General features: G+C 46.4%; 21 protein-coding genes and 1 pseudogene. 9 read left to right on the top strand and 13 right to left on the bottom strand.

Annotated elements, in window-relative coordinates:
• Positions 1-16: 16 nt before the first annotated feature.
• On the top strand, positions 17-2,605 hold the full coding sequence (locus tag MKY95_RS31935) for a DUF2339 domain-containing protein (protein ID WP_339196064.1): 2,589 nt from the start codon (positions 17-19) through the stop codon (positions 2,603-2,605).
• Between the two features lie 380 nt (positions 2,606-2,985).
• On the opposite strand, the gene MKY95_RS31930 is transcribed toward MKY95_RS31935, so the two are convergent.
• Entirely contained in the window at positions 2,986-3,141 is a 156-nt protein-coding gene (locus tag MKY95_RS31930) for a hypothetical protein (protein ID WP_017691624.1), read from the bottom strand.
• Positions 3,142-3,375: 234 nt separating this feature from the next.
• Between MKY95_RS31930 and MKY95_RS31925 the strand changes: the two genes are divergently transcribed.
• Positions 3,376-4,047 (top strand): FHA domain-containing protein, encoded by a 672-nt coding sequence (locus MKY95_RS31925; RefSeq protein ID WP_036612185.1) that lies wholly within the window; start codon positions 3,376-3,378, stop codon positions 4,045-4,047.
• A 25-nt stretch (positions 4,048-4,072) separates the two neighbouring features.
• On the top strand, positions 4,073-4,651 hold the full coding sequence (locus MKY95_RS31920; protein WP_076329225.1) for a class I SAM-dependent methyltransferase: 579 nt from the start codon (positions 4,073-4,075) through the stop codon (positions 4,649-4,651).
• A gap of 229 nt (positions 4,652-4,880) precedes the next feature.
• On the opposite strand, the gene MKY95_RS31915 is transcribed toward MKY95_RS31920, so the two are convergent.
• From MKY95_RS31915 to MKY95_RS31905, 3 genes are read right to left on the bottom strand one after another with little or no spacing between them, the layout of a single operon-like run.
• Positions 4,881-7,190 (bottom strand): carbohydrate-binding domain-containing protein, encoded by a 2,310-nt coding sequence (locus MKY95_RS31915; protein ID WP_339196061.1) that lies wholly within the window; start codon positions 7,188-7,190, stop codon positions 4,881-4,883.
• 27 nt (positions 7,191-7,217) lie between these two features.
• Positions 7,218-7,898: a DUF4956 domain-containing protein gene (locus tag MKY95_RS31910; protein WP_062836702.1), complete on the bottom strand. Its 681-nt coding sequence runs from the start codon at positions 7,896-7,898 to the stop codon at positions 7,218-7,220.
• Positions 7,891-8,709 (bottom strand): polyphosphate polymerase domain-containing protein, encoded by an 819-nt coding sequence (locus MKY95_RS31905; protein WP_036612173.1) that lies wholly within the window; start codon positions 8,707-8,709, stop codon positions 7,891-7,893. Before MKY95_RS31905 ends, MKY95_RS31910 begins: the two co-directional genes overlap by 8 nt.
• A gap of 253 nt (positions 8,710-8,962) precedes the next feature.
• Here MKY95_RS31905 and MKY95_RS31900 point away from each other — a divergent pair, with 253 nt between their 5' ends.
• From MKY95_RS31900 to MKY95_RS31890, 3 genes are all read left to right on the top strand, one after another.
• Entirely contained in the window at positions 8,963-9,640 is a 678-nt protein-coding gene (locus MKY95_RS31900; protein WP_339200076.1) for a response regulator transcription factor, read from the top strand.
• Positions 9,640-10,989: a HAMP domain-containing sensor histidine kinase gene (locus MKY95_RS31895; RefSeq protein ID WP_339196059.1), complete on the top strand. Its 1,350-nt coding sequence runs from the start codon at positions 9,640-9,642 to the stop codon at positions 10,987-10,989. The genes MKY95_RS31900 and MKY95_RS31895 overlap by 1 nt, the downstream gene beginning before the upstream one ends.
• A 200-nt stretch (positions 10,990-11,189) precedes the next feature.
• Positions 11,190-11,444 (top strand): hypothetical protein, encoded by a 255-nt coding sequence (locus MKY95_RS31890; protein WP_036612324.1) that lies wholly within the window; start codon positions 11,190-11,192, stop codon positions 11,442-11,444.
• 471 nt (positions 11,445-11,915) lie between these two features.
• Here MKY95_RS31890 and MKY95_RS31885 read toward each other — a convergent pair whose 3' ends face one another.
• Positions 11,916-12,683 carry an SDR family oxidoreductase gene (locus tag MKY95_RS31885; protein WP_036612166.1) on the bottom strand — a complete coding sequence of 256 codons (768 nt, stop codon included), beginning with the start codon at positions 12,681-12,683 and terminating at the stop codon, positions 11,916-11,918.
• A gap of 195 nt (positions 12,684-12,878) precedes the next feature.
• Here MKY95_RS31885 and MKY95_RS31880 point away from each other — a divergent pair, with 195 nt between their 5' ends.
• On the top strand, positions 12,879-13,517 hold the full coding sequence (locus tag MKY95_RS31880) for a TetR family transcriptional regulator (RefSeq protein ID WP_100528192.1): 639 nt from the start codon (positions 12,879-12,881) through the stop codon (positions 13,515-13,517).
• A 232-nt stretch (positions 13,518-13,749) separates the two neighbouring features.
• Here the strand turns inward: MKY95_RS31880 and cobA are convergent, their stop codons facing one another.
• The 4 genes from cobA to nirB are packed head-to-tail and all read right to left on the bottom strand — an operon-like array spanning position 13,750 to position 18,211.
• Entirely contained in the window at positions 13,750-14,520 is a 771-nt protein-coding gene (cobA, locus tag MKY95_RS31875) for a uroporphyrinogen-III C-methyltransferase (RefSeq protein WP_036671651.1), read from the bottom strand.
• Positions 14,517-15,398, bottom strand: a complete 882-nt coding sequence (locus MKY95_RS31870) for a formate/nitrite transporter family protein (protein WP_036671649.1) — start codon at positions 15,396-15,398, stop codon at positions 14,517-14,519. The genes cobA and MKY95_RS31870 overlap by 4 nt, the downstream gene beginning before the upstream one ends.
• 37 nt (positions 15,399-15,435) lie before the next feature.
• Positions 15,436-15,753 (bottom strand): nitrite reductase small subunit NirD, encoded by a 318-nt coding sequence (nirD, locus tag MKY95_RS31865; protein ID WP_036671647.1) that lies wholly within the window; start codon positions 15,751-15,753, stop codon positions 15,436-15,438.
• A 16-nt stretch (positions 15,754-15,769) separates the two neighbouring features.
• Positions 15,770-18,211 (bottom strand): nitrite reductase large subunit NirB, encoded by a 2,442-nt coding sequence (gene nirB / locus MKY95_RS31860; protein WP_339196055.1) that lies wholly within the window; start codon positions 18,209-18,211, stop codon positions 15,770-15,772.
• Positions 18,212-18,801: 590 nt separating this feature from the next.
• On the opposite strand from nirB, the gene MKY95_RS31855 reads away from it, so the two are divergent.
• Both MKY95_RS31855 and MKY95_RS31850 read left to right on the top strand, forming a co-directional pair.
• Entirely contained in the window at positions 18,802-19,395 is a 594-nt protein-coding gene (locus tag MKY95_RS31855; RefSeq protein WP_036671644.1) for an ANTAR domain-containing protein, read from the top strand.
• A gap of 18 nt (positions 19,396-19,413) precedes the next feature.
• Positions 19,414-20,490, top strand: a complete 1,077-nt coding sequence (locus MKY95_RS31850) for an anthranilate phosphoribosyltransferase (protein WP_339196053.1) — start codon at positions 19,414-19,416, stop codon at positions 20,488-20,490.
• A 41-nt stretch (positions 20,491-20,531) separates the two neighbouring features.
• Here the strand turns inward: MKY95_RS31850 and MKY95_RS31845 are convergent, their stop codons facing one another.
• From MKY95_RS31845 to MKY95_RS31830, 4 genes and pseudogenes are all read right to left on the bottom strand, one after another.
• Complete coding sequence (locus MKY95_RS31845; protein WP_026081401.1) at positions 20,532-21,044, bottom strand: acyl-CoA thioesterase; 513 nt, start codon at positions 21,042-21,044, stop codon at positions 20,532-20,534.
• Positions 21,045-21,708: 664 nt separating this feature from the next.
• On the bottom strand, positions 21,709-22,647 hold the full coding sequence (locus tag MKY95_RS31840) for a hypothetical protein (protein WP_036671642.1): 939 nt from the start codon (positions 22,645-22,647) through the stop codon (positions 21,709-21,711).
• Between the two features lie 651 nt (positions 22,648-23,298).
• Positions 23,299-24,370: pseudogene (locus MKY95_RS31835) on the bottom strand (IS3 family transposase); the annotation flags it as partial.
• A gap of 143 nt (positions 24,371-24,513) precedes the next feature.
• Entirely contained in the window at positions 24,514-25,137 is a 624-nt protein-coding gene (locus MKY95_RS31830; RefSeq protein ID WP_036671640.1) for a GPR1/FUN34/YaaH family transporter, read from the bottom strand.
• Positions 25,138-25,191 lie beyond the last annotated feature (54 nt).

The raw sequence follows: 25,191 nt of genomic DNA, 5'->3' as shown, positions 1-25,191 counted from the left end.
CCAACGGAGGAAGCTCATGAAGGAGTTTAAGGATCGGCTTGGGCAGGTTCAGGAGCAACAAAAGCAACTGGCGAAGGAGTATCACGCCTTGCTCCAGGAATACCAGTCCGATGACCTGATCGTTCAGAATGAACAGTTACAGGAACAGTATGAAGCCCACAAGCTCAAGCTGCAACAGCTCGAACTTCGCTCACGCAAGATGGAAGAAGAGAATGCACGTCTTCGCATGGCGTTATCCGAACAGATGCTGGATGAAAAGCTGAATCTGATCCGGGTATCGCGGGAGAAGATGGAGACCTATTTTCAAGGGAAAACAGCAGTACATAATGATCGAATTGCATTCCATGAGCATCGAACCAAATCCAATCTAAACGCGCTGTACAACCAGGCAGCACAGGAGTTGCAAGAGGACTCCCACGAGGTGAAGGAGAGGATTGCTTACCTTGCGGCAGAGGTGAATGAGCGCATTGAATCGCACAGACGAGCTGTACGGGATAGAGAAGAGGCTCTGCGTGGGCACATGGAACGTGGATATGAGCATATGGCGGAGGAAGGGTTGAGCGAAGAGACTATTCAACGCCGGATCAAGCAGAATCGCATGGAGATGAAGATTGGACTCAGCTGGATCAACAAGGTAGCCATCCTGCTCCTCATTCTGGGGGTTGGAGCAGCGTTCCAATACTCGTACTCGACCTGGTTCAATGACGAGATGAAGAGTGGAGCCTTTTTCCTGCTCGGTGCACTGATGCTTGCTGGAGGAGAGTGGCTGTTCCGCCGCAAAAGGCAGACGTTTGCGATGGGGCTGCTCGGCGGTGGGATATCCGTGTTGTTCGGCTCCGTCTTCTATAGTTACTTTTTACTGCATATTATCGGGTTATATACGGGACTTGCCCTGTCTGTATTGGTATCGGCAATTTCCGTATTGTTGTCCTTGAGATACCAGTCGAAGACCATCTGTTCACTAGGTTTGGTAGGCGGATATCTTCCGTTATTCTCCTACATGTTCTCGTTCGGGCTTGAGGGCCCTGCTGTCTATGTAGCCATGATCTATCTGCTGCTCTTAAACGGAATTATTGTGTTCATTTCGTTTGGCAAAAGGTGGCCGGTGGTGCACTATATCAGTTTCCTGTTCAATACACCATCCATGCTCATCCTCTTATGGCTGTCGCCAAGTGAGAAGATTGGCATGTTGTATTCCATTGTGACGTTTGTATTATATCTGGGCATTACACTGGCATATCCGTTCAAACACCGAATGAAGTTAACCTGGTGGGATTTCGCTCTACTCGCCATGAATACGAGCATTAGTTGTCTGATGTTATACGTATTATTTGATGTGGCGGATTGGAATGATGCTCAGGGCTTGCTGGCGTTGATCTTCTGCGTGGTGTATCTGGGCCTCGCACGATTCGTTCAGCGCCATATGGCTCAGGAGAAACAGACGATATTACTCTTCTATGTCACTTCCCTGACCTTTGCCATTCTGATTATTCCGTTCCAGTTCGGGGCCAAGTGGTTATCGATGGGCTGGTTGATCGAAGGGGTTCTGCTGGTTACGCTTGGACATCTGAAACGGTTCAAATCGGTGGAACGTGCCGGATGGGGCATCGTTCTTCTATGTCTAATCACTTTTGTGTACTACGATCTGCTGGCGCTATTCTTCATCGGGGAACGTTCTTACTTCATGTTAAAATACTCCAGTATCACGCTGGGAACTGTGCTTATTACACTGTATTATGCCTGGGCAGTTCACAGCAACTCATCTTCCAAAGAGAGATTTAATTACAGCCCGCTGGAGCTGGGTTTTCTGAACGGATTCAAGTATGTGACACTTGCGAATCTGTGGTTATATGTGCTGTATGAGTCGAATGAATTGTATACCAGAGCTGTCGATGGGACGTTCCTGTTATACATGTTCTACAAGTTGCTTATGTTCGCAGCGCTCACCATTGCGTTGGCCTATGGACTGAACAAAGTGAAGCTGCTGCGTGATCAATACGTGCAGGTGTATATCACCTTCTTGCATGCTATTGGTTGCTGTATTGCACTGGCCGTAACCTTAACCATGCCAGCGCTTCAGCCGGAAGTTCAACAGCATACAGCGGCAGAGATTGTTGGTTTGCTGGTGTTAATTATCTTTAACGTAGGGGTATTCTTTGCAGGAAGGGATCTGCTGATTGCCGGCATCCGCGGGCAGTTCAAGAGCATTGAATGGTACCCGGTTATCGCAGGGGTGTATCTGATGGGTGTCATCACCGTCTTCCTGACGATTCAGTTCCAGTGGGGTGATGTGGGGCTGATGTTCAGCCTGATCTATCTGCTGCTCGCGATTCTCTATATTGCCTATGGATTCCGTAGAAAATATGTCATGATTCGGCGTCTGGGCCTGGGACTAACGTTGTTCGCCACGGGTAAGATGGTGTTCTATGATGTGGGGATGCTTACCTCAGGCAGCAAAATCTTTGCCTATTTCAGCTTCGGCGTTCTATTGCTTGGGATCTCTTACCTGTATCAGAAGGTGTCCAGCCGGATGGAGGAAGTACAGTCCAGAGTGACAGCGAAGCCTGACGACGAGCCGACTGTGCCGGAGGAAGACCAAGATTGATTTGGGTTTTGAACGACTGTAGTGACCTTTGGGATCATATGGGGAGGGATTCTTAAGATGGGATTCGACCTGAAAGTTATGCTTTGGCAACTGTTATGGCTTGCTGGCCCTGTAGCTCTTGTCGTGCATGGCTGGAGGAAATTCGGCGCGAGAAAGAAGCGGCAATGACGTGAGTGTGGGTGAGATGGCGGGAATGTCCGCTGTCCACTTCACTTCGCTTTGGGAAATAAGTCGTGTAATATAGATTTTTTCAATCCAAAATGAGGCTCCGGGCTGCTGTTACCAGCAATCTGGGGCCTTATTGATGTGAGTCTATGGCTTAGCCTAATATGACATTCGTGAAACGTTTTGCGCAGAGATCACGTTATAATAGAGTAGACTCAGGGCTGGATCTTCATTTGTAACCATGAGGTTTCGGCAGCCGAGGTGCCTTTCAGTGATTCTCCGCCATCATCATTCATACGGGAGAGCACGGTTAATGTCATGGACAGGGCAAAGGCGAGTAGCACGTATATGAAAATGTTTTTTTTGTTCATTAGAAGGTACCTCTCTTGTTGAATGAGCTAAAGTAGACATCCGGCCGTCATGAGAAAAAAAGCACAACGTCTGGTATAGTAGAGTGAGTAGAACCGAACATAAATCGTTCCTGTGTACCACTATATTGAACTATAGCGGTGCAAACAATGGAACAAATCTGATGATCTTATCATTATTGTTGAAGATATGTTTATAGAGATCGAGTGAGTGATCATTGAAGGTGGGAGAATAACATGCGGGAGACGGCAAAAATCGTCATTCGTACGCCAGGACAGGAAAGTGACGGCTCATTTGCTTATGTAAGCCAGGGTCGCTCCATTACGGTGGGACGTTACACAGGTGGCAGTGAATTGGACTTGTCTGTCTATAATCAGATGATATCGAAGCGGCATTGCCGCATTCATTATGATGTACAGCAACAGTTATGGATCGAGGATCTGGATAGCAAAAATGGAACGGAACTGAACGGGCAGCGCCTCATTCCCTATGAGAAATATCCGTTTGGCGAGGGAGACAGCCTGACGTTGGTCAACGGCCTGATCCAGCTTCGCGCTGAAGGGGATCTTGGAGAGACAAGGGAATATCGGGTGTCGGACTTGCTGGGTGAGGGCGTACGTTTACTGGATCACCTGCAAACCGTACAGATCGGCGAAGTGGAGATTCCGCTGTCCAAGAAGGAGTATCAGCTGTTCAAGCTGCTGTATAGTCAACTGGACCACTTTGTGACAAGGGAACAAATTGTGGCTCAGGTGTGGCCGGAGCGTAGTATGCTGGAGAGTGAAGCGGTAGGGATCGACGAGATTAACTCGCTAATCTATCGGACGAATCGCAAGCTGGGTGTACACTTTACCATCAAGTCCGTTTACAAAAAGGGTGTATATATGAAGTCTCATGTGCCGGAATAATGAGTCATAACAAAGGGATGAGTTCATGTTCATCATTTACCTGATTCCATGGCTGATTGCCGTGGTGACATTGATAGGTGTCATATCCATCGTACTTGTCAGTTGGAAAAACGGTATTTCCCCGATGCCCACATCCAGTCGTGTCAGACAGGTGGTCATTCAGGAAGTGAACCGTATTCCAGGGTACGGGGATGTGCTCGAAGCGGGCTCTGGATGGGGCACACTGGGGCTGGATGTTGTAAGGCATTGTCCTGGTAAAAGGCTAACGGGTATTGAGAATTCTATCATACCCTTATGGTCTTCCCAAATAATTGCCTATCTCAGTGTTCGCTTACGTGGAGCCAAGGGAAACAAACACTCTCTCAAGGGCAGGCTGCGCTTCATGCGCGGGGATATCTACACCAGTTCCTATGAACATGCGGATTGTGTGATCTGTTATCTATTCCCGGGAGCCATGACTAAGCTTTTGGACAAGTTCAGTCGAGAGCTTCCGCCGGGTGCCAAGGTGATTAGCGTCTGTTTTGCCCTGCCAGGAAAAGAACCGCTACGCACCATAACATGCCGGGATGCCCTGCGTACCAAGGTGTATGTGTATTCCTTTTAAAGAAAAGAACAGGAAAGTGATCACCAGGTTTGCTCGGCTGGAGTGCTGCAAACCTTCTGCCATAACGTGAATGGATGAAAGAGTGTGCTCCATATCATAGTAATGCAGATACCACGTAAGAACGAGGATGCGAAAAAGGCCCCGAACTCACTATGAAGTGATTCGGGGCCTTTTTGTCTCGGCTTTGAGTTAGGGCAAGAGATTGCTTGATTATTACTTACCGCACGTATTATTTTGCAGAATCGGTAGTGTCTGTGCTGTCGGATGTTGTACCGGATTGCGATCTGTTTCTGCCGCCTCCGAATCCGCCTTGTCCACCGCCGCCACCAGGACCGCCCATACCTGTATTGGCAGTGGTTACACCAGATTCATTCACCCAAGTTACATTACTGGTCGATTGGAATGCAACCACTTGAGTTCCGCCACTATAGGTACCACCTGTGTAGAGTCCATCCACGGCTTTACCTGTAGACGTACCACCAGAGTAGATTACATAGGAGCCATCTTTCGCAAGATCTGGTGAGCTGACAACCACGGTTTGATAATCTTTTGCTGGTGCAAACGTCAGAATGTTGTTGCCTTCGCTGTCTTGTACATGTACAAGTGTTCCAGCTTTTTGCGTTGCAGGGAATGTCATCACAATGGTATTTTGCGTAGACGCATCGGATGTTCCTTGTGCCATACCAGAGCTTCCGGCAGCCACGAGGTATCCACCGCTGATTTCAAATGTACCGTCATAATCCAATGCTCCGTTGCCGCTATCCGTCGGTCCGTTCACAATAACCGTTCCGCCAGTCATGTTAATGGAACCATTGGAATCCAGTCCGTCACCACCTGCGTTCACAGTGAGGGAGCCGCCGTTAATGTGGAACTCGTTATTGCTCGCTGCTGCACCGCCCATACCACCCGGTCCGCGTCCTTGCTGATTAGCAGCTGTACCTTGGGATGCCTGATCGGTAGTCGATGTTGTGCCTGTCGTTTCGGTCACAGAGATGTTGGATGTCGTTGCTGCATCGGTTGTAGTAGTAGTGCTATCTGTACTGGCCGCTGTATTCGCAGCTGTTTCCGTCTCGCCACCTGCAGCGTTTACGCCATCATCGGATGCCGTTACATCCACATCCCCATCGTTCAGGGTGATGATTGCACCTTCAAGTCCTTCATAGCTCTTCGCAATCGTGATGGTTCCGCCGTTGATCGTAAGGGCATGATCGGCATGAATGCCGTCATCACCAGATTCAATGTTGAATGTTCCGTCGTTGACGGTCACGTTATTGTTGCTGTGCAGGGAATCATCCATGGAATCAATGGTATACGTACCTCCATTAACCGTAAGATCTGTACCTGCTTTGAGTGCTTTGGCACTTGTGGACTCGGTTGCTGTTGTTGCAGTGTCCGCATCAGCATTGTTATCCGTTGTTGTTGTTGTTGTTGTTGTGTTGGCAGAGTTGGATGCTGCTACGCCGTTTGTGTTAGTTCCGGCATTCGTACCGCTGTTAGTAGGCATCTCTGGCATATCCGCAGGAGGTTCGCCATCTGGTGGTGTGCCCATATCCGTTGGACGTGTGCCGCCACCCCATCCACCGCCACCAAATGGACCTTCTTCTACTTTGGCTGGTGCATTGACGCTACCGCCGCCTGTTACAATGTTGTATGTGCCGCCATCCGCAACAAGTGCGGTTTCAGCTTGAATACCGTCGTTGCCACTTTGGATATCGAAGGTACCTCCTGCGATGGCAACGTAGCCTTTAGTGGTATCTGTGTCATTGGTTGATTTAATACCGTCGCCTTCGGCTTCAATGGTAATCGTACCCGCTTGGATAGCGACCATATCTTTACCTTTGATGCCGTCATCGGCTGCTTTGACACTGATGCTACCACTAATGATTTTCAGATCATCCTTGCTCGTAATACCTTCATTATAGTTACCTGTGACGGTCAATTGACCTGCACCGTTGAATGTAAGATCTGCTTTGCTGAAGATTGCAGCATCAGGCTCGTCTGTTGTAGCATCGGCGTACACATATGTTTTACCATCGGAAACGGTATTCTTGGTTCCTTTTTCGAGCGTAATCACCGCTTTACCAGCCTTCTGAATGTAGATTGCGGCGCTGTCGTTATCATGAATGGTTGCTCCGTTTAATACGAGATGTACGGTACCCTTATCGGCAACGTTAACCACGATCTGTCCATCCGTTAGCTCACCGCTAAGTACATAAGTGCCTGCTTCCGAGATGGTTACCGAACCATTCGCGGCTTTAGCACCCGAACCGGTCACCGTTGCAGTTGTTCCGTTCAGCTTAATCGCTGTGGAATCCGCCTCACTCCAGCTAATGTTGGTATCGTCAGCATCCAGAGAGACCAGATCTGCATATTTTACTGAAGTTTGCTCGCTGACGGATACCGTTTTGGTTGTTCCTGTCGTTGACGTTGCGGCATTGGCGGTTGTGCTTGTCGTTGCTGGTGAACTGCATGCGGCGAGTAGGCTGGTAATCATGGCGATGGACCAAAGTTTGCTGCCTGTTATCATGTTTTTCTTCATATTAGATCGTTCCCTTCGAATTATAAATTAATATTCCGTTGTTGGACTCATGGTTAATGAGATATCCAGGTTGCCGTTCCGTGTGCGGATCGCATCGAGGAATTCCTTTTGGCTAACACTTTCGTGAATGGTTACACTGTAGACCAGCTCATACAGACTGCCGAGTTCGGTCGTTCTGATTTTTTTCAGATCAAAAGGTACGTTGAATTTATGGAACACTTCATTAAGTGCTTCTTCATAACTCAAGTTCTCAGGGATGGTAACTTTCAGCGTTTTCAGCTGACTTTTCTTGCCACCAAAGTTGAAGCGACTCAGAACAAACATGAGTACACACAGGATAATGGTGAACAGCACCGCGTATCCAAAAGCGCCTACACCGCAGGCAAGACCGGAAGCCATCGTGAACAATACGTAAGCAATGTCCTTTGGATCACCAGGGGCACTTCGGAATCGGATGATCGAGAAGGCACCTGCCAAGCTGAAAGCTCGTGCGATGTTGCTGCCGATGAGCAGGATGATGATGGCGACGATGACGGGCAGGACAACCATCGTTAAGGTGAAGCTCTGGGAGTATGTGCTTTGGTTAGTCTTCATGTAAGTAAGGCTGATGACCAATCCCAGAATGATGGCAAGACCAATGGTAATGACTGCGTTGTTAAACGTCAGGTTAGTATCGGTTAGGGCTGAACTGAATAGTGAATCAAGCATATAGGACACGCTCTCTTTCTATAATCGTTTTATCTTGTTCTATGGATGGGTTGAAATCGGTACCTGGTACAAGAATCCGCTCTGTCTGGTAATTCAGGTTGGTTGTTCTCGCGAGATGTCTGAACTCGTTGCCGTATTTAGAGAATCCGGTACGGTACAGTCCATGTTCGGACAGCAGTTGTGACAGCCACATCGGAACGGTTTTCTCGGCTTTCACTTCCATCAGCCATCGACCGTCCTTCACCAGCGGCTCACCGTAATCTCCCTGTTCCAGCTTCAGATCATATCTGCGGCTGCGGATGTTGGTGTCAAAGGTAATGCGAAGATCCCGGCTGTTCTTGTCGAAGAGCGCTTTGCGCTCATACGCCAGATATACTTTCGGTTCCAGATCGTATACCCGAAGGAAATATTTGATCTCTTCGACAACCTGTTTATTCATGTAATCCGCCAGCTCCGGCGCCTGTCCCGAACGGACGAATTCGTAAGCTTCATCCAGCTTCAAGGCTGTTCTGCGTTTGTTCACCAGGCCAAATACTTTCTTTTTGATCTCCAGATACACTTTGGCGTTCTCTTCAGGGATTCCATAAGCCCGCAGTCTCAACTTCTCCTTGTATTTTGGTTTGGAGAGACTGGCTCGAATCAGTGAATCCTGCGGAGTGTCGAAGTACAGGTTGCTGATGGAGTAGTACTCATGTTTCTTGTTGTAGGCATCCAGCTCCATGTATTTCAGCAGGTCATTGTAGAAATGTGCGTACTGCTCATCCGTCAGAAGATACTTGCTCTCATATCGGTTGAATACTTCAATCGCCATGTGGGACTCATTCCTTTCGTCGGTGGGTTGTATGTTTTGTTGCATCGTGTATTGCTTCCATGTCTGTATCTTAGAGCCCCAACCTTGAATGAATCTTAAATGGTTTTACATTGCGTTAACATTTTTTTACCTTCCTATAATAGTGCGCATACACAAAATGAATTAAGATTGATTCAAGGTTTGATTGATAGAATAAGAACATATAAAACAAGTCCATTGAGAGAAATAATTCAAGCAGAGGAATGAATAGATGATGAGAATATTAATTGCGGAAGATGAGGTTCATTTGGCAGAGGCTGTATCGCAGATTTTGAAAAAAAACAACTACTCCGTGGACATGGTCCACGACGGCAGATCAGGATTGGATTATGCGCAGAGCGGTATCTACGACCTGTTACTACTCGACATCATGATGCCGGAGATGGACGGGATCACCGTCCTGAGGAAACTCCGCAGTGAAGGGAATCATACACCTGTCATTCTGCTTACGGCGAAAGGTGAATTATCGGACAAAGTCACAGGCCTCGATTATGGTGCCGATGATTATATCGCCAAGCCGTTTGCCACAGAGGAATTGCTGGCCCGAATTCGAGCAGCCTTAAGACGGAAGGGAGAAGTGGTTCCCGAGGATGGACTGAAGTTTGGCGACATTGAGCTGAATACAACTCAACTGAAGCTGAGCGTACAGGGTAAGGAGATTAAGCTGAATCTGAAGGAGAATGAACTGTTGGAGCTGTTGATTGCCCGCAAACAGGCGATTACCTCCAAAGAGCAGATTATTGAGAAGTTATGGGGATTTGATTCGGAAGTGGAGTATAACAATGTGGAAGTATATATCTCTTTTTTACGCAAAAAATTAACCTTCCTGAACTCTGCCGTCCGCATTAACACGATTCGGGGTGTCGGGTATGTACTTGAGGTGACGTCCTGATGTTCAAGAAACTTCGAAATCGATTCTTGATCGTGAATCTGGTGTCCATCTCCATTATGATGCTGGTGGCATTTGCGACGATCTATACGATTACTTATCAGAATGTGCAACGTGAGACCAATATGGAGTTGTACAAGGTGTCTGATTTCTATCACAGTCCTTATAATTCATCCAAGATACCGCGCGGGGAAGGGCAGGGTTCCGGTACAGGGGGTAGTACAGGCTCTGGTTCAAGTTCTGGTTCAGATTCGTTTCCTTCCGATACCATGGGTGGTGATAATGGAGGACCGGGAGGTGATCCCAACTCACCTCCGGCACGTTCCGTTTCGTTCATGATTAAGACGGATGATCAGTGGAAGATTACGGATACACATTCCCGATTTGATATGGAAGATACGTTCTACACCGAGGCGTTACAAAAGGTTGACCAGAATAAAGTTGGTGATTCGGAACGGCAGACGGGGCAATTTGCGCTGGATGGAACGGACTGGGCCTATGTGGTTGATCCGAGCGGTGACGGGCATATGATCGTATTTATTGATGTGACGGCACAACAAGGCATTCTGACGAATCTGATCTATACATTTGCTATTGTTGGACTGGTCATGTTGATTGTGATCTACTTCCTGAGCCGTTATTTTGCGAATCGCTCCATTGCACCAGTCAGAGAAGCGTTTGAGAAGCAAAAACAATTCATCGGTGATGCTTCACATGAGCTGAAGACACCTCTGGCGATCATCAATACCAATGCCGACGTACTGCTTGCCAATCAGGAGGATACTATAGCAAACCAAGCGAAGTGGCTGCACTATATCAAGTCGGAAACCGAGCGCATGACGGGACTTACGAATGATCTGCTCTATCTGACACAGATGGATGACTCACGCTCCACGATGATTCATGCGAAGTTTAATATAAGCGATGCGGTGGAGAGTATTATTTTGCCGATGGAGGCCGTTATTTTTGAGAAAAACATCTCCCTCGATTACAACATTGAGCCGAATCTTACGGTTCATGGGAACAGTGAGCAGATCAAACAGGTCATTCTGATCCTGCTCGATAATGCGGTGAAGTATTCCGGTCCCAAAGGCGCCGTAAACGTCACCCTCCAGAAACAGAATAATGATGTCGTGCTGGCCGTATCCAATACAGGTGAAGGCATTGCACCCGAACATCTGGATCGGATCTTCGATCGATTCTATCGTACCGATTCGTCAAGAGCCCGCAAACATGGTGGGCATGGTCTGGGGCTTGCGATTGCTCGTTCCATTGTGGATCAGCACAAAGGAGAGGTGTATGCTCGAAGTGTAGTTGGAGAGGGTGCTACATTTTACGTGCGGTTGTCGTAGGGGCAGAGTGATGAGCCAGCGTATGAAAAAATGCTACCTACGTTTCGGCTCAACACTAATTCTTCGCTCCCGCTCTATAATTGTTCTTCAGGCATAAGTTCTGCCTGTAATGGGTTAACCTATGCTACAATGGCAACAGTATGTATGAATCAAGGAGATGACTGAACGTGGCAGAAGCAAACGCAATTAATGAACAAGAAATGATGCAATATATTGCAGATAAAACGAAGGCAAGCCAGGAGAATATCGCCCTTGTGTTGAAGCATGAGCAAGCGTACATCAACAAGGCGCACGAAAATTCCAAAGGTAACGATGTGGATATTGACGGCGATGATCTGGCTGACTATATCCTTAGTCGTAAAGATGTGAAGCTGGATGAGTTGACCGTGGAAAGCATCCTGGATGCGGAGATGGACTACTTGATGGACAAGGGTCATGCGGGATACGTCGATTAAGTTAAGCGTGGGCAAAATCTAACGAATCTCACACGCGCTATTCGAGTATTTCTCGCTCGTTTGGGAATGTAACGAATCTCAGACACGTTATTCTATGGATTTTAGAACTTTCCCATGCAGTTAAAGCATTTCCGCGGAATTAGCGTGTCTGAGATTCGTTAGTTCGGGAAATAAGCGCTTTTTGCCGAAATAAGGTGCCCTAGGTTCGTTAGAGTAACTTAGAGTGATCACATGGTGCAACGAGACATTAAATGGCTGTTTCAAAAGTGAAATCTCACAGATGCAGCCTAATGCATGGCAAGTGTTGTACTGTCAAAAAGACCTCAACTCCACAATACTGTGGTGTTGAGGTCTTTTTTAGATTGTAGTGACCAGGCATCCCTTCGGGAACACCTGTCGGTATAACTTTTCTAAGAATGGACTTGAAGTTCTATCGACCCAATCCCTATCAATCCCACCGTTTATAGCTTCTTATTGACCAACCATACCGCCATCTACGGTGTAAAGGGAAGCTGTTACATAAGATGCTTCTTCGGACAACAGGAAGTTCATTACCGCAGCGACTTCTTCCGGTTCACCGTAACGGCCCATTGGAATGCTGGACACGGTTGCTGATTGATAATCTTCCACGTTACCGGAATTAGCTTCGATCTGACGCATCATGCGTGTATTGATTGTACCTGGCAATACAGCGTTAACCCGGATATTATAAGGTGCCAATTCATTTGCAGCGGTACGCGTGAGACCAACTACGGCATGTTTGGACATAATATATGGAGATACAGCAGGTGCACCCATCAGACCCGCGAGGGAAGAGGTATTAAGAATCGCACCGGATTTTTGTTTTTTCATCACTGGAATGACATTTTGCAGACCCAGGAATACTCCACGAATGTTGACGTTATATACGGTGTCGAGTGCTTCAACACTCAGGTCTTCGATCAGCCCTGTTGGACCTTCAATTCCGGCATTGTTGGCAAAATAATCGATTCGACCAAAAGCATCCAATGCTTTTTGCACATAGTTTTTCACGTCTGCTTCTTGGGATACGTTCGCTTTTACGGCGATGACGTGCTCTTTGTCGAGGTTCAGATCAGTAATTGTCTGCTGGATGGCTTCTTCATTCAGGTCCACCAGCACCAAGTTGATTTTGCGCTCAGCAAGGCGGCGTGCCAATTCTTTACCAATGCCTCCAGCTGCTCCTGTAATTACGGCTGTATGTGTATAAGATGTACTCATGAACTATCCGCTCCTTATTCATTATTGGCAGGTATTTCTCAAAAAAAGTTTCAACCTGTCGTCTATCTTTCCTGTCTCAATGTTAAGATATACATAGCAATGTGACAATAATCATTGACATCGCATATGTCAGCTATCGGACAGAGGTGTAAGCGGTGTTCATTTATATTACAATAATGAACAAAGGAGGCGAAAATGTTGATCATTGAACATCCTCAGGACCGGAGAGCACGAAGAACGCAGGATGCGATCATCGCTGCGGCGGTTTCTTTGATATTAGAAAAGGGAGCGGATGCCCTCACAATCCGGGATATTACGGAACGGGCGGATTACAACCGGGGAACCTTCTATTTACATTTTCCCGGCAAACCGGAGTTGTTGCAGTTCATTCTGGATGATTTCATGCAGGGAGTGGGGCGAGCTTATGCAGAACCATACGCACAGCTTACAGAAGTGGACATGACTGCATTGCTACCATCCACGATGCCTGTATTCGAATATATTGAAGCCCATCAGGATATCTTTCGTGCGTTAATAACAATGCATTCAGATATGAGCTCCCGGCTGTGCAATATGTTTAGAACGTATCTAACCGAAGATTTTGTATTGGTGACCGAGGATAGTGAATGGACGATTAATTACGACATCATGCTAAGTTATCTGGTATCTGCAACGGTAGGGGTAATCATGCATTGGGCAGAGATTGGATTCAAGTATTCTGCGCATTATATGGGAGAGCAGCTTACGGCGCTGATTAACATCAAACCGACCCGTCTGCTGATTGAACCAGGGCAGAAGGGTCGGACTATTCACGAGCGTATGCTGTTGGATTAAAGGTCGAATGAGAGTTTTGTTCTATATCACTTGAACTAAAGAATATTTACACTGCACACTCCGATGACAGAACAACCTTCCGATCGCTGTTATCCCCAGATTTTTTTGATTCCTTTATAAAGGGTAAATCCGGGGATAAAGGCGAACGCTCCGCTTCTTCAGGTCGTTTCTGTCCTCTCCGTTTTGTGTAAATGTTTAGTTCAATTGATATAGATGAAGAAATCCAATTCGATTATCCTGTCATGGAGGCGTTCGCGGCCTGTTGCATCTGAAGCAGCTGTTCGCGGATCAGAACGGACTCTCCGACCATAATCAATGCCGGATTATTCACTTGATGTAACAGGGCGAGGGAATGGAGTTCGGCAAGTGTGCCGGTAATAATCCGTTCCTCCGAAGTGGTTCCTCGTTCGATTAAAGCCGCAGGGGTGTGTCCACTTTTGCCATGGTGAAGCAATTCATGTTGAATCTGGGGCAGTTGGCTAATACCCATGTAGATGACCAGTGTATCCACACTATGGGCAAGTAGATCCCAGCGGACCGAAGATACACTTCCATCACTGCCGGTTCCCGTGACACATGCGAAGGATGAAGCAACCCCGCGATGGGTTAACGGAATAAGGGATGAAGCGGATGTACCTACAGCTGAAGTGATGCCAGGAATGATCTCAAATGCAATCCCTGCTTCCGCCAGCACAAGCGCTTCTTCACCACCACGGCCAAAGATGAACGGATCGCCACCCTTGAGTCTTACGACTTGTTTGCCTTCCGCTGCATGGGCAGCCAGCATCCGTCCAATCATCTCCTGACTCATGGAATGAAGGCCTGGAGCCTTGCCGCAGTAGATGCGGAGTGCTCCTTCACGAGCTTCAGCGAGCAATTGATCATTCACAAGCCGATCATACATAATGACATCTGCGGACTGAATACGTTTCAGGGCTTTTACCGTAATCAGTTCCGGATCTCCAGGACCAGCGCCAACAATACTAACCAGGCCCCGGCTCATGATCGTGTCCCCAATTTCGGTGCAGCATCAGAACTTGCCAATCCTGAACGACCACCCTGAATGGTTGCCAGTTTCGTCGATAGTTTCACCGGATTCCCCCAGTGGTGTGCAGCATATAGACCGAGGCCTGTAAATACAGCTCCGCCAATGAGGTTACCCAACAACACCGGGATCTGATTCCATAGCCACCAGTCAGCCATAGTGACCTGTGCACCGAGCATCATGCCTGCCGGGATGACAAACATATTTACCACAGCATGCTCAAATCCCTGAGCGAAAAATATGGTAATGGGCAGCCACATCGCTACGATTTTGCCCAGTGTAGAAGTGGACGTCATTGCCATCACTGCCCCGAGTGTGACCATCCAGTTACATAGAATGGCTTTGATGATGACCAGTACAATGCCATCCCCACCCAAGTGCTGATACCCCAATGTTTTGGTTTCACTGTTCTGGATCAGCGTTTGAATTAGAGGGTTGCTCATATCCGTACCCATCCTGGTAATGGTCAGGCCGTATAAGAGAGCATAGAATGCACATCCGAGCAGATGTCCTGTGATCACCCAAAAATAATTTCGAAGCATATCCATCCATGTAATTCTGCGTTTCAACACTGCGAGTGGAAGCATCGCAAAGTTTCCTGTCACCAATTCGAGACCCAGCAGAATAATGATGACAAATCCCGCCGGGAATATCAGTGCACCTGCCAAACCAACGGAAGTTTGAGATACAGCGGTATATGCCAGTGTGGTTGCAAAGGCAAGAATAGCCCCCGCCAGAAAACCGCGGATCAGCATCTGTACCCGATTCATTCTGGATTTGTTCTCACCAGCTTCGACCATCGATTGCAGCACTTCTGCAGGTTTAACAAAATCCATAGCGCACGCCTCCTTGATGTCAGGGTATCTCTAGCCTTTAACCTGCAATTGTGATGAAGATTTCTCCGCTGTTGCCGTCCACTTCTGTTTTGTAGGTATTCAAGCAGCCTTCATCCGGCTCGTGTACCTTGCCGCTACGCAGATCAATCTTCCAATCATGTAAAGGACAATGAACGGCCGTCCCGCATACCATGCCTTCCGACAGCTTGCCGCCCTTGTGAGGGCAGCGATTCTCGACGGCATGCAGACTTCCGTCGCTCAGTTTGAACACTGCAATTTCCGTATCCTGTATCAGGAAGGTCCGTGCTCCCTTTTCATCAATATCTGCAAGGTGTCCAATTCGGAATTTGTTCATCGCTGTTCCTCCTCTTCTAGTGGGTTACCGGCTCGGCACCGGACAGTGGGGTGAAGTTTTTACGCAATTTCTCGTCTTGAATGATTTCTTTCCAAGGATCAACCGTGTGACCCAGTGTAACTTCCAGACGTTCAACCAGAGTGAGACGTACATCCCGATCCGCCAATGCTTCCTTCACATGATCCAGACCAACCCGTTCAATCCAAGCCGCTGTTCTCTCATTCCATTTTGCGTTCTCTCTATAATATTGCAGGTAAGAGTAAGTCCACTCTTCCACTTCCGCATCGGTCTTCACCGTACAGAGCAACTCGGCTGCACGAACCTTGACTCCCGCGTTACCGCCAACATGAATCTCCCAAGCGCCATCAATGGCGACAACACCCAGATCCTTGATGGTTGCTTCAGCACAGTTCCGCGGACATCCGGAGACAGCGAGTTTCACTTTGGCCGGAGCCACCATCTTGTCGAGTTTTTTCTCCAGACGAATACCCATCTCAATGGAATCCTGTGTGCCGAATCGGCAGAACGTATTACCTACACAAGTCTTCACCGTACGAAGCGCCTTGCCATAACCAAAACCGGAAGGCATATCGAGTTCCTCCCAGATCTTCGGCAGGTTCTCTTTCTGTACACCGAGCAGATCGAGTCGTTGCCCACCCGTGAATTTCACCAACGGCACATCGTATTTCTCTGCGACAGTTGCAATCTTGATCAATTCCGCCGGGGAAGTGACACCACCATAGATCCGTGGAATAACGGAGTAGGTACCGTCTTTCTGGATATTGGCGTGATAACGTTCGTTGGTGAATTTGGATACACGCTCATCTGTGTATTCAGCCGGCCAGATCATACCGAGATAATAGTTGAGGGAAGGACGGCACTTGGAGCAACCTTCCGGTTCATTCCACCCGAGAACGTTCATGACTTCCTTAACGCTTTTGAGTCCCATCTCCTTGATCTGAGCAACAATCTCATCCCGATCATAGGATGTACAGCCACAGATGCCTTCTTTGGTCTGTTCACCTACATTATCGCCGGCATAATACGTGAGCAGGTTTTCGATAATAGGTTTGCACCCACCGCAAGAAGCGGAGGCTTTGGTACAGGATTTGATTGCACCGAGTGTATTACAGCCTTTATTCAGAACGGCGTCCCCGATGGAAGATTTGGTAACACCGTTACAACCACAGACGATCTCGTCATCCGGCATACTCGCCATTCGTTCTGCGACAGATGGACCCGAGCCTGAACCACCGGAAGGTACACCGAGCAAAATTTCTTTCTCCCGACCACTGATTTTCTCACCACTTTTAATGAGGGAAAACAGCGATGCGCCATCCGTGGTATCCCCGAACAATACAGCTCCAATGAGCTGCCCATCCTTGATCACCATCTTTTTGTACACACCATCAACGTCATCCTGAATGCGAATGCTGCGAGTGTCCGCAGCGTCTTTGAATTGTCCGGCAGAGAATACGTCCACACCGGATACTTTCAGCTTGGTAGAAGTGACTGAACCTTCGTATCCTTCGGTTGCCGCGCCAGCCAGACGTTTCGCAAGTACCATACCTTGTTCATATAATGGAGCAACCAGTCCGTAGGCAATACCGCGGTGTTCTGCACATTCGCCGACGGCAGATATACTAGGGATGCTGGTATGCATATAATCATCTACAATGACTCCACGATTCACATCGAGGCCGGTATTGCGAGCCAGTTCAATCTGAGGGCGAATCCCGACAGCCATGACAACCAGATCCGCTTCAAGCACCGTTTGATCAGTAAAACGAATGGCTTTTACTCGTTGTTTGCCTGTGATTTCTTCGGTATGTTTGTTCAAAAGGAACTTCATGCCCTGTTCTTCAAGCTCACGCTGGAGCATCAGACCTGCCGGCAAATCTAGGTTCCGGTCCATCAGATGACCGTTAATATGGATGACTGTGACGTCCATGCCCAGATTGAGCAGCCCCCGCGCTGCTTCCAGTCCTAGCAATCCACCTCCAATGACGGCAGCTTTGCGATACTTTTGTGATGCTGCCATCATGGTCTCGCAGTCTTTAATATCGCGGAAACCGATCACGCCTTCCTTGTTAGCTCCGGGAAGAGGGAGGATGAACGCTTGTGAACCGGTTGCCATAATCAGCTCATCATAGGCTGCGCGTACACCATTTTGAGATACAACTTCCTTGTGCTTGGTATCGATCTGAACGACCGGGTCACCCGGGTACACCCGAATGCCGTTATCTTCGTACCAGCTCCACTCATTGATTACGATATCTTCGATGGATGTTCCGCCAGCCAGTACGGAAGATAACATGATCCGGTTGTAGTTGGGATGCGGCTCTGCGCCGAAGACTGTAATTTCATAAGCGTGTGGAGCAAGCTTAAGGATATGTTCGATTGTGCGGATTCCCGCCATGCCATTGCCGACCAGCACCAGTTTTTTCGTTGTACTCATTATGATTAGCCCCCTTAGGTCCATTCTGCAAACTGCCTCAAAACCTTGTCTCTAAAATCGAAAAAGCCTGTTATGCCTCGGAGGACTGCGCATATACATACGCATCCCTTGCTCCGAGATTGCAAAACAGGCTTCATTGCCGTTTCAACCAGCTACGCCGTTGTAACTGTGATCGATTCAAATATGGAGTTGTTATGGCTTAACTATAAAAGATCGATCCAACCATGTCAAGATAGTTAACATAAAAAAGTATTTGAAATTTAAAGTTAATTATGTTTACATGAGTTTATTGGAATATCGAATGGACGACGAAGTTTTACGAGTATATCTTCTTAGTTTAAAGGCTTCTAGATAACGTTAGCACGCTGGATACGATAAATACTGTAGAAAAGGTGCCATGTATAGTGTTTCACCCTTTTTTATTGCAACATGATGAGGCATGAAAAGATCATTCTAATGTTAAAAATAAGACGCATAATCGTCACTACTTAATTTTTGTTAGGTAATGTAACATGTTTATTGCTTTCATGTATTAACGTCTTAAATGATGTGGACTCTGATTATAGCAATAGGGGAGGGATTGATCCATCATGCGATCTTTATTGGTCATCCGTGTTCAACCAACGATAGCTGCCTCATCCGATGCAATCCCTCTGACACCGGAGAGGCTGCTGGGAGCAAACGGGTACCATGTACAGGTTGCGGGCAGTGAAGCGGAAGCGGTGAAGCTAGCTCGTGTGGCCGAAGCGTCCATTTTGCATCTGTCGCTGGCTGATGTGGAGTACTGGGTGAACTGCCTGGGAAAGGGGAAGTCGGATTCACCGCTGCTTTGGTGGTGCGCGCCAGATACAGCCTCTTCCTCCGCAGAATCCTGCGAGGTCGAAACTTCATTTGATGGAATACTTACACCGTCCATGACTGGGCCCGAGATTCACTGGACTCTTCACTTTGCAGCCCGACGCTACATGGAACGCAAACAGTGGGAGCAGGAACGGAAGCAGTTGCAATCCAGGCTGGAGGATCGGAAGTGGATTGATATGGCGAAGGCTATCCTTAGTGATCTGAAGCAGATCTCGGAGGCCGAAGCCTATGACCTGTTACGCAAGAAAGCGATGGATGAACGCAAACGGATGGTCGATGTAGCCACAGCGATTGTGAAGGCCCATCAACTGCTCCAGTCTTAGTTGGAAGGAGGATTCTCCATGGATATGTCTCAGATACTCCGAGAGGTCGGACGTGGGAAACGAGGCTCGCGTGATCTGAATTATACAGAAGCACTGACTGTAGCAGAGAAAATCCTGAAACAGGAGGTTTCCCCTGCCCAGACGGCTGCGTTTCTAATGGCTGAACGTATGAAAATGGAAAACGTCGAGGAACTGGAAGCTTTTGTTCATGCATGTCGTAACAGTGCGGAACGTTTCTCCATATTTCAGGATGGATTGGACTGTGCGGGTCCCTATGATGGACGAACAAAGTCGTTCATGGCCACGTTTCCGGTTGCGTTTGTACTCGCGGCGGCCGGGTTGCCGGTGACTTTGCATGGGAGTGACCCTTTACCACCCAAATGGGGAGTTACGCTGTCGGTTCTGTTAAAGGAAGCAGGAATTGATACACGTAAAATGGATCGGGAAGATGCACGGAGCGCTGCATTGCGTTCGGGTGTCATGTACGTATCCTCCGAGGATTGGTGCGAGCCTCTTCGTAAGCTTCGTCCGTTACGGGAAGAGTTGGGTTTTCGAACGGTGTTTAACACAGCGGAGAAACTGATTGATTATAACCATTCACCGTATTTGGTGTTTGGTGTGTTTCATAATACCTTTCTGGATCGGATTGCGAAGTTGCTCACCCGGTTTAACTATCGGCGTGCTTATGTTGTACAGGGGATGGAAGGTTCTGAGGATCTGTATATTGATCGGCCAACCCGCGTATACGCCGTGGAAGACGGTGATATGAAGCTGGAACTGGTTGATCCTGCAGCCTATGAACTGGATATGCCCGTGCCGGAACTGGTCTGGACGGCTGCGAAGCAGCTTGAAGTGGCGGAAAGTGTGTTAAGCGGTGAGGGTCATATTGCTTTTGTGAATCAGGTCTTGTTAAATGGAGGTTTCCGCTTATACGCGGCGGGGCGTGTCAATTCCATCGAAGAGGGCATATACACTTGTCAGGGCTTGCTGGAGAGCGGTGCAGCGTATCGCATCTATCAGCAGTGGTGTGTCTCCATGGGTGGTGAACTGCCGGATAGCAGAGCGGTGTCCATCTATCCGGCATCTTCCAGATAATGTAATGCTAGTGTTCAATCTTGTTATTGTTTAGCGTGTTTTTATTCCCAAGGATAAGTAACGGTCAGGAAGTCAGCGAATTTCTTGCTCTCTTCCCGCCGTTGTTTCCGCATGGCCGCCCGATCCGGAGCGGTCTCGTATAGTTTCTTCTCTTCTTCCGTCTCCGGGATAATGCGGGGTACGATCAGTTTGCGATTATTTTCGTCCAAGGCCACAAAGGTCAGAAATGCAGTCGCTGCAATTTTCTTCTCTCCGGTCTTCAGATCCTCTCGAATCACCTTCACAAAAATCTCCATGGAACTTCGTCCTGTCCAGGACGCGAACGATTCAAGTGTAACCGAATCCGTTGGATTAATCGGGTATAGGAAATCGACAGAGTCGGTTGAAGCCGTTACAGTATTGACCCGGCATAGCTTGGAAGCGGCAATGGATGCAATATCATCGATGTAGGACATCAGCTTGCCGCCGAATAACGTATTATGATTGTTGACATCGGTTGGGAACACCCGTGCCGTCTTGAAACAACGTGTTTCGCGTACATATTTTTTCTCCACCTGATCCATCTCCGTTGGTTTCGGTATCTCTCTCATGCTTTTTTCCTCCTTACAGTATGGCTGCTGTGACATTTTATTTCATGTGTTGTAGGGTCTATTTTTGATCTGTTATCCCTAGGTTACTCCTCTAACGGTAAAGAGGGGAATAATTAAAGCCTGGTTTTGAGAGGGTGGTTTACTGTTAGATAATCATATACTGTTTCGGGTAAAGTGGCTATCCTTGAAGAAATTGAGCGAGGTGACATCGAATATAATTCTGTATGCAGAAAGCACGGAGTGGTACAAGTGATCTTATGGATATAGAAGCATGTAATAAAGTGTTTGTAGAGGGTCTGGAAACCCGTAAGCCTAATAAAAGTTAGAGTGCTCGAACTAAAGCTCAAAATGTTCAGATTTTCTTAAACGGTATAATCAACCAAGTAGCTTGAAAAGCTTATGTGGGGGGAGTAACGGTTGTGATGAAGTAGTATTTTTAATATACTGATACGTTTAAACTACACTTCATTTAAACTAAAAGACCGTTTCCCATTAGAGTGTTGGGAAACGGTCGGAATTATTCGAGAGTCTTTAAACTAATTATGACAAAGAGGGTGAATAAATTTAGGAATGGATAAGTGATGAAAACTATTTGATCAATTACAGGCAAGTTTCACGATTTTTATTTCTAGTATTTGAATGCTCCAGAGTAAATATCATATGCTCTACTTGATAATTTACTAGACGTCCACTGGCTTGGACTAGTAGTTACATGTCCATTTGATTTTGCTGCTGCAAACGCTTCGTAATTGTCTTTATATCCCTTGCTTTCATAAGCCCGGCCAGCTTCATTGTTATTGAAATCCATAAAATTTGAGTTAACAAATAAAGATTTGAATTTACTTGCTGTATTGGTTTCGCCTTTTACTTTATTTGTATAGTAGATCCCCTGTGCGAGTTTTGTAGCTGCAGTAGCAGTAGGAAAATTGTTTTCTGCATATCTAACACCAAAAGCAGAGAATTCATGATTATCAGCTATAAAGGTAGCAGCACCTCTAGTAATCGTAATTGTATCCGTTAAATGATAGTTCCATGAGAAGTGTCTAAAGGCGTCAACTTCATTTTCCTGTGTAGTTGTAAAGCCATATCTGTTTTTGTATACTTGTTGTTCCTCGTTAGCTCGGTCAGTTGCAACATATACTCCAGCAAGGACTACTGCACCATACTTGCTAGTCACAATTGCTCCCTCAATATCTCTCTGTAAATTTGGGTATGTATTATTTACTGCTGCATTAAGAGATGCAGTCGAAGCAGTTTGAGCAGGTGCAATTGAAGATTGAATGGCTTGAAAGTTGGAAGATAGAATTTCCCATTTCTCTACTTCTTCAGGAGTAAAGTACTGGTACTCTTTCACCAGAACAACATTGTTTAGAAATGAAGACAATTCGCTTTCAAATTCATTAATTGTAACATAGTTATTAAAATCTGTTTGAGCTAATTGCTCAACTCTACTTTCTAGCATTTCGGCACTAATATTAGCATCGGAGATTGATGATGCTCCAACAGCAGAAGCAAAAATTGAATAAGCTGTAAAGCTAGAAAGAAGGGCTAGTGAAACTTTTTTCATAATAGATAATCCTCCAGATATTGTAATAGAAACAAGATTATAATATCATTACTATACAGTTTAAACAATGAATTTTTGTAAAAAGGAGGAATATTATGAATAAGCATACTCTTTTCGCTATAATAACCGTTTTATTTTTGTTAGTTGGGTTTCAAATTGGTAGTTTTGCACTCATTTTAATTTCGGGAAATTTGTTTGGACCTTCAATATTCACCCAAACATTTGGCGTGTTGCTTGTTTGGGCAATTATACTTCTATATTTTTATTTAATACCATATCGTATTAATAGATTAAGCTGGAGACTTATTTTACTTTGCCTAATAATCTTTACAATCTTCTCCTATGTATATGACTTTCCTGTGATTGTTCTGGAAGACTAGTGAGACAACAACGTGGTGTTATCCTCTCAAGGTAGATAGTGAAAAAAGAGTTCATATTAATATGAACTTAACACTGGAAATCGGAGAGGATTTTTTGATGCAATCAAATAAACGTAGTAAGAGGGAATCGTCTGTGGGTGGAAGAAGGTTTGACATTTCATTAGTTTGTCAATAGTTTGGGATCAATAAAGGTGGATATATTGTAAAATTTGTAAATTAAAGACTAAATGTGGGTAATTGAGGATCGTTGGGGAAGCTGGATATAGGAGCATTATATGAGTTCCAAAGAAGAAAAAGGAGCCAATCCTGCTGCATGAATCCGGTACCGTACCGGACTCATGTCTTTTAGTTTTGTCTTAATGCGTTTGTTGTTGTAATAATCGATGTATTTGGATAGTTCATGTTTAAAATGTGAGATATTTTCAAATTCCTTTAAATACAAAAACTCGGACTTCATGTTGCCAAAGAAGTTCTCCATGACGGCGTTATCGTAACAGTTACCTTTACGGGACATACTTTGCGAGATGCCACGTTCTTCAAGGGCATGACGATACGATCTCATCTGGTAGTGCCAGCCTTGATCCAAATGAATAAGGAGTTTATCTTTATTTGTTAAACTGCAAAATGCTCGATCTAACATCGTTGAAACAAGGGAGTAGATTGGTCTTGAACCAATCGTATATGTAATGATTTATCCGTTATACAGATCAAGTATGGGAGATAAATATAGTTTTTCTCCGAACAATTTAAACTCTGTAATGTCCGTAAACCTACTTCTCGTTTGGCCTTTCAGCGTGGGAATTGCGTTCTAATAGGTTCGATGCAATCTTGCCAATCGTCCCTTTATACGAACGATATTTCTTCATACGTACCAAACACTTTAATCCCAATACTTTCATCAAACGCTGTACCTTTTTATGATTCACATGGTGTCCATGATTGATTAACTCGTCACGAATACGACGATAACCATAGCATCCCTCATGCTCCTTATAAATCGCTTGTATCATGTCTTTTAGCTCTAATCCTTGTCTAGCGTACCAAACGCTTTTACCACGTAATAATACGCGCTACGAGGGATATCTGCTAGCTGTAGAAGTGCTTTTACCGAAAATTCGTTCCTTAGTTCATAGACTACTTGAGCTTTGTCTTGTTTGGTGATTTTTCCTTGCTTCGAACCGAGGCATTCAACTTTTTAAATCAGGATTCTCCATTTTCAAACGCTCTACCTCTGCTTGTAAAGCCTCTACAGATCCTTCTACTAGCGTTTTATCCTTCTGTGCTTTAGTTCCTTTTTTCATGGATGAGCGCCCCTTTTTCTTTGGTTGAAGGGCGCCTAACCCTTTTCATAACGCATAACAGCTGTACTTTTACATTTGTGCTAAATTTGGTCATAAAAAAAACTGCACCTCCAATTGGTAGTTGTGTCTAACAATTGGGGTGCAGTTCAGCGCGGACCGGCGCGCTGGCGGTTTACTGCTGTATATTAAGCCTTGGGTTTGAAAATGCCGGACGGTTTGCCGATCGGCAAGAACGCATAACCGAAGTGAGCGTTCAGTACCGAAGCACCTGTACCATACAGGGACACAATTCCGATCGCCAGTTCAGCGTATGCTGCAATGGTGTGGAAAATGTGAGGAGCTACGCCGAAAGCGTCAAAGGTCAAGCCAAGGAACAGGAAGTCAATCAGAATGAAGATGATAAGCAATACTTTATTCGCTTCAATAGCACCAATCGTCATGAACAGGGTGAATACGAGGTATCCGGCAAAAGCAAATCCGAGCTGCTTGCCATCGGCCTGTTCAGCGAGAGTGGAGCCAAATACGCCCATTTTGATCATCCAGTTGGCAGCCATGGCAAACCAGAAGAATGCGTACGCGCCAAAAGCTGTTGTGCCAAAGGTATTGTTGCGTTTGGAATCTTGAATACATGCGAATAGCTGGGCAAAAGCACCCAAAAAGATCGCCCAAGGAATAGCGTAGCTAAGTCCTTCTGTAATGCCAAGCTTTTGGGAAGAAGCGACCAGGGTTACGATAGCCAACCCAAATAATCCCATTGCGCTGGGATCGGCGTTAACAATTTTGACTTTAGTCTGTGAATCGGTCTGCATGGTGATGATAAGCCTCCAATAATATCAAATCAGGATCAATGGCCGTCGTTGGCC

The organism is Paenibacillus sp. FSL P4-0176 (genome assembly GCF_037975265.1).
Lineage (GTDB): Bacteria > Bacillota > Bacilli > Paenibacillales > Paenibacillaceae > Paenibacillus > Paenibacillus amylolyticus.
Note: the sequence above shows the minus strand (reverse complement) of the source record. Positions and strands in the feature narration are given on the sequence as shown.

Coding starts and splice junctions, on each gene's coding strand:
- MKY95_RS31935 (WP_339196064.1), top strand. CDS start 17: ATGAAGGAGTTTAAGGATCGGCTTGGGCAGGTTCAGGAGCAACAAAAG.
- MKY95_RS31930 (WP_017691624.1), bottom strand. CDS start 3,141: ATGAACAAAAAAAACATTTTCATATACGTGCTACTCGCCTTTGCCCTG.
- MKY95_RS31925 (WP_036612185.1), top strand. CDS start 3,376: ATGCGGGAGACGGCAAAAATCGTCATTCGTACGCCAGGACAGGAAAGT.
- MKY95_RS31920 (WP_076329225.1), top strand. CDS start 4,073: ATGTTCATCATTTACCTGATTCCATGGCTGATTGCCGTGGTGACATTG.
- MKY95_RS31915 (WP_339196061.1), bottom strand. CDS start 7,190: ATGAAGAAAAACATGATAACAGGCAGCAAACTTTGGTCCATCGCCATG.
- MKY95_RS31910 (WP_062836702.1), bottom strand. CDS start 7,898: ATGCTTGATTCACTATTCAGTTCAGCCCTAACCGATACTAACCTGACG.
- MKY95_RS31905 (WP_036612173.1), bottom strand. CDS start 8,709: ATGGCGATTGAAGTATTCAACCGATATGAGAGCAAGTATCTTCTGACG.
- MKY95_RS31900 (WP_339200076.1), top strand. CDS start 8,963: ATGAGAATATTAATTGCGGAAGATGAGGTTCATTTGGCAGAGGCTGTA.
- MKY95_RS31895 (WP_339196059.1), top strand. CDS start 9,640: ATGTTCAAGAAACTTCGAAATCGATTCTTGATCGTGAATCTGGTGTCC.
- MKY95_RS31890 (WP_036612324.1), top strand. CDS start 11,190: ATGATGCAATATATTGCAGATAAAACGAAGGCAAGCCAGGAGAATATC.
- MKY95_RS31885 (WP_036612166.1), bottom strand. CDS start 12,683: ATGAGTACATCTTATACACATACAGCCGTAATTACAGGAGCAGCTGGA.
- MKY95_RS31880 (WP_100528192.1), top strand. CDS start 12,879: ATGTTGATCATTGAACATCCTCAGGACCGGAGAGCACGAAGAACGCAG.
- cobA (WP_036671651.1), bottom strand. CDS start 14,520: ATGAGCCGGGGCCTGGTTAGTATTGTTGGCGCTGGTCCTGGAGATCCG.
- MKY95_RS31870 (WP_036671649.1), bottom strand. CDS start 15,398: ATGGATTTTGTTAAACCTGCAGAAGTGCTGCAATCGATGGTCGAAGCT.
- nirD (WP_036671647.1), bottom strand. CDS start 15,753: ATGAACAAATTCCGAATTGGACACCTTGCAGATATTGATGAAAAGGGA.
- nirB (WP_339196055.1), bottom strand. CDS start 18,211: ATGAGTACAACGAAAAAACTGGTGCTGGTCGGCAATGGCATGGCGGGA.
- MKY95_RS31855 (WP_036671644.1), top strand. CDS start 18,802: ATGCGATCTTTATTGGTCATCCGTGTTCAACCAACGATAGCTGCCTCA.
- MKY95_RS31850 (WP_339196053.1), top strand. CDS start 19,414: ATGGATATGTCTCAGATACTCCGAGAGGTCGGACGTGGGAAACGAGGC.
- MKY95_RS31840 (WP_036671642.1), bottom strand. CDS start 22,647: ATGAAAAAAGTTTCACTAGCCCTTCTTTCTAGCTTTACAGCTTATTCA.
- MKY95_RS31830 (WP_036671640.1), bottom strand. CDS start 25,137: ATGCAGACCGATTCACAGACTAAAGTCAAAATTGTTAACGCCGATCCC.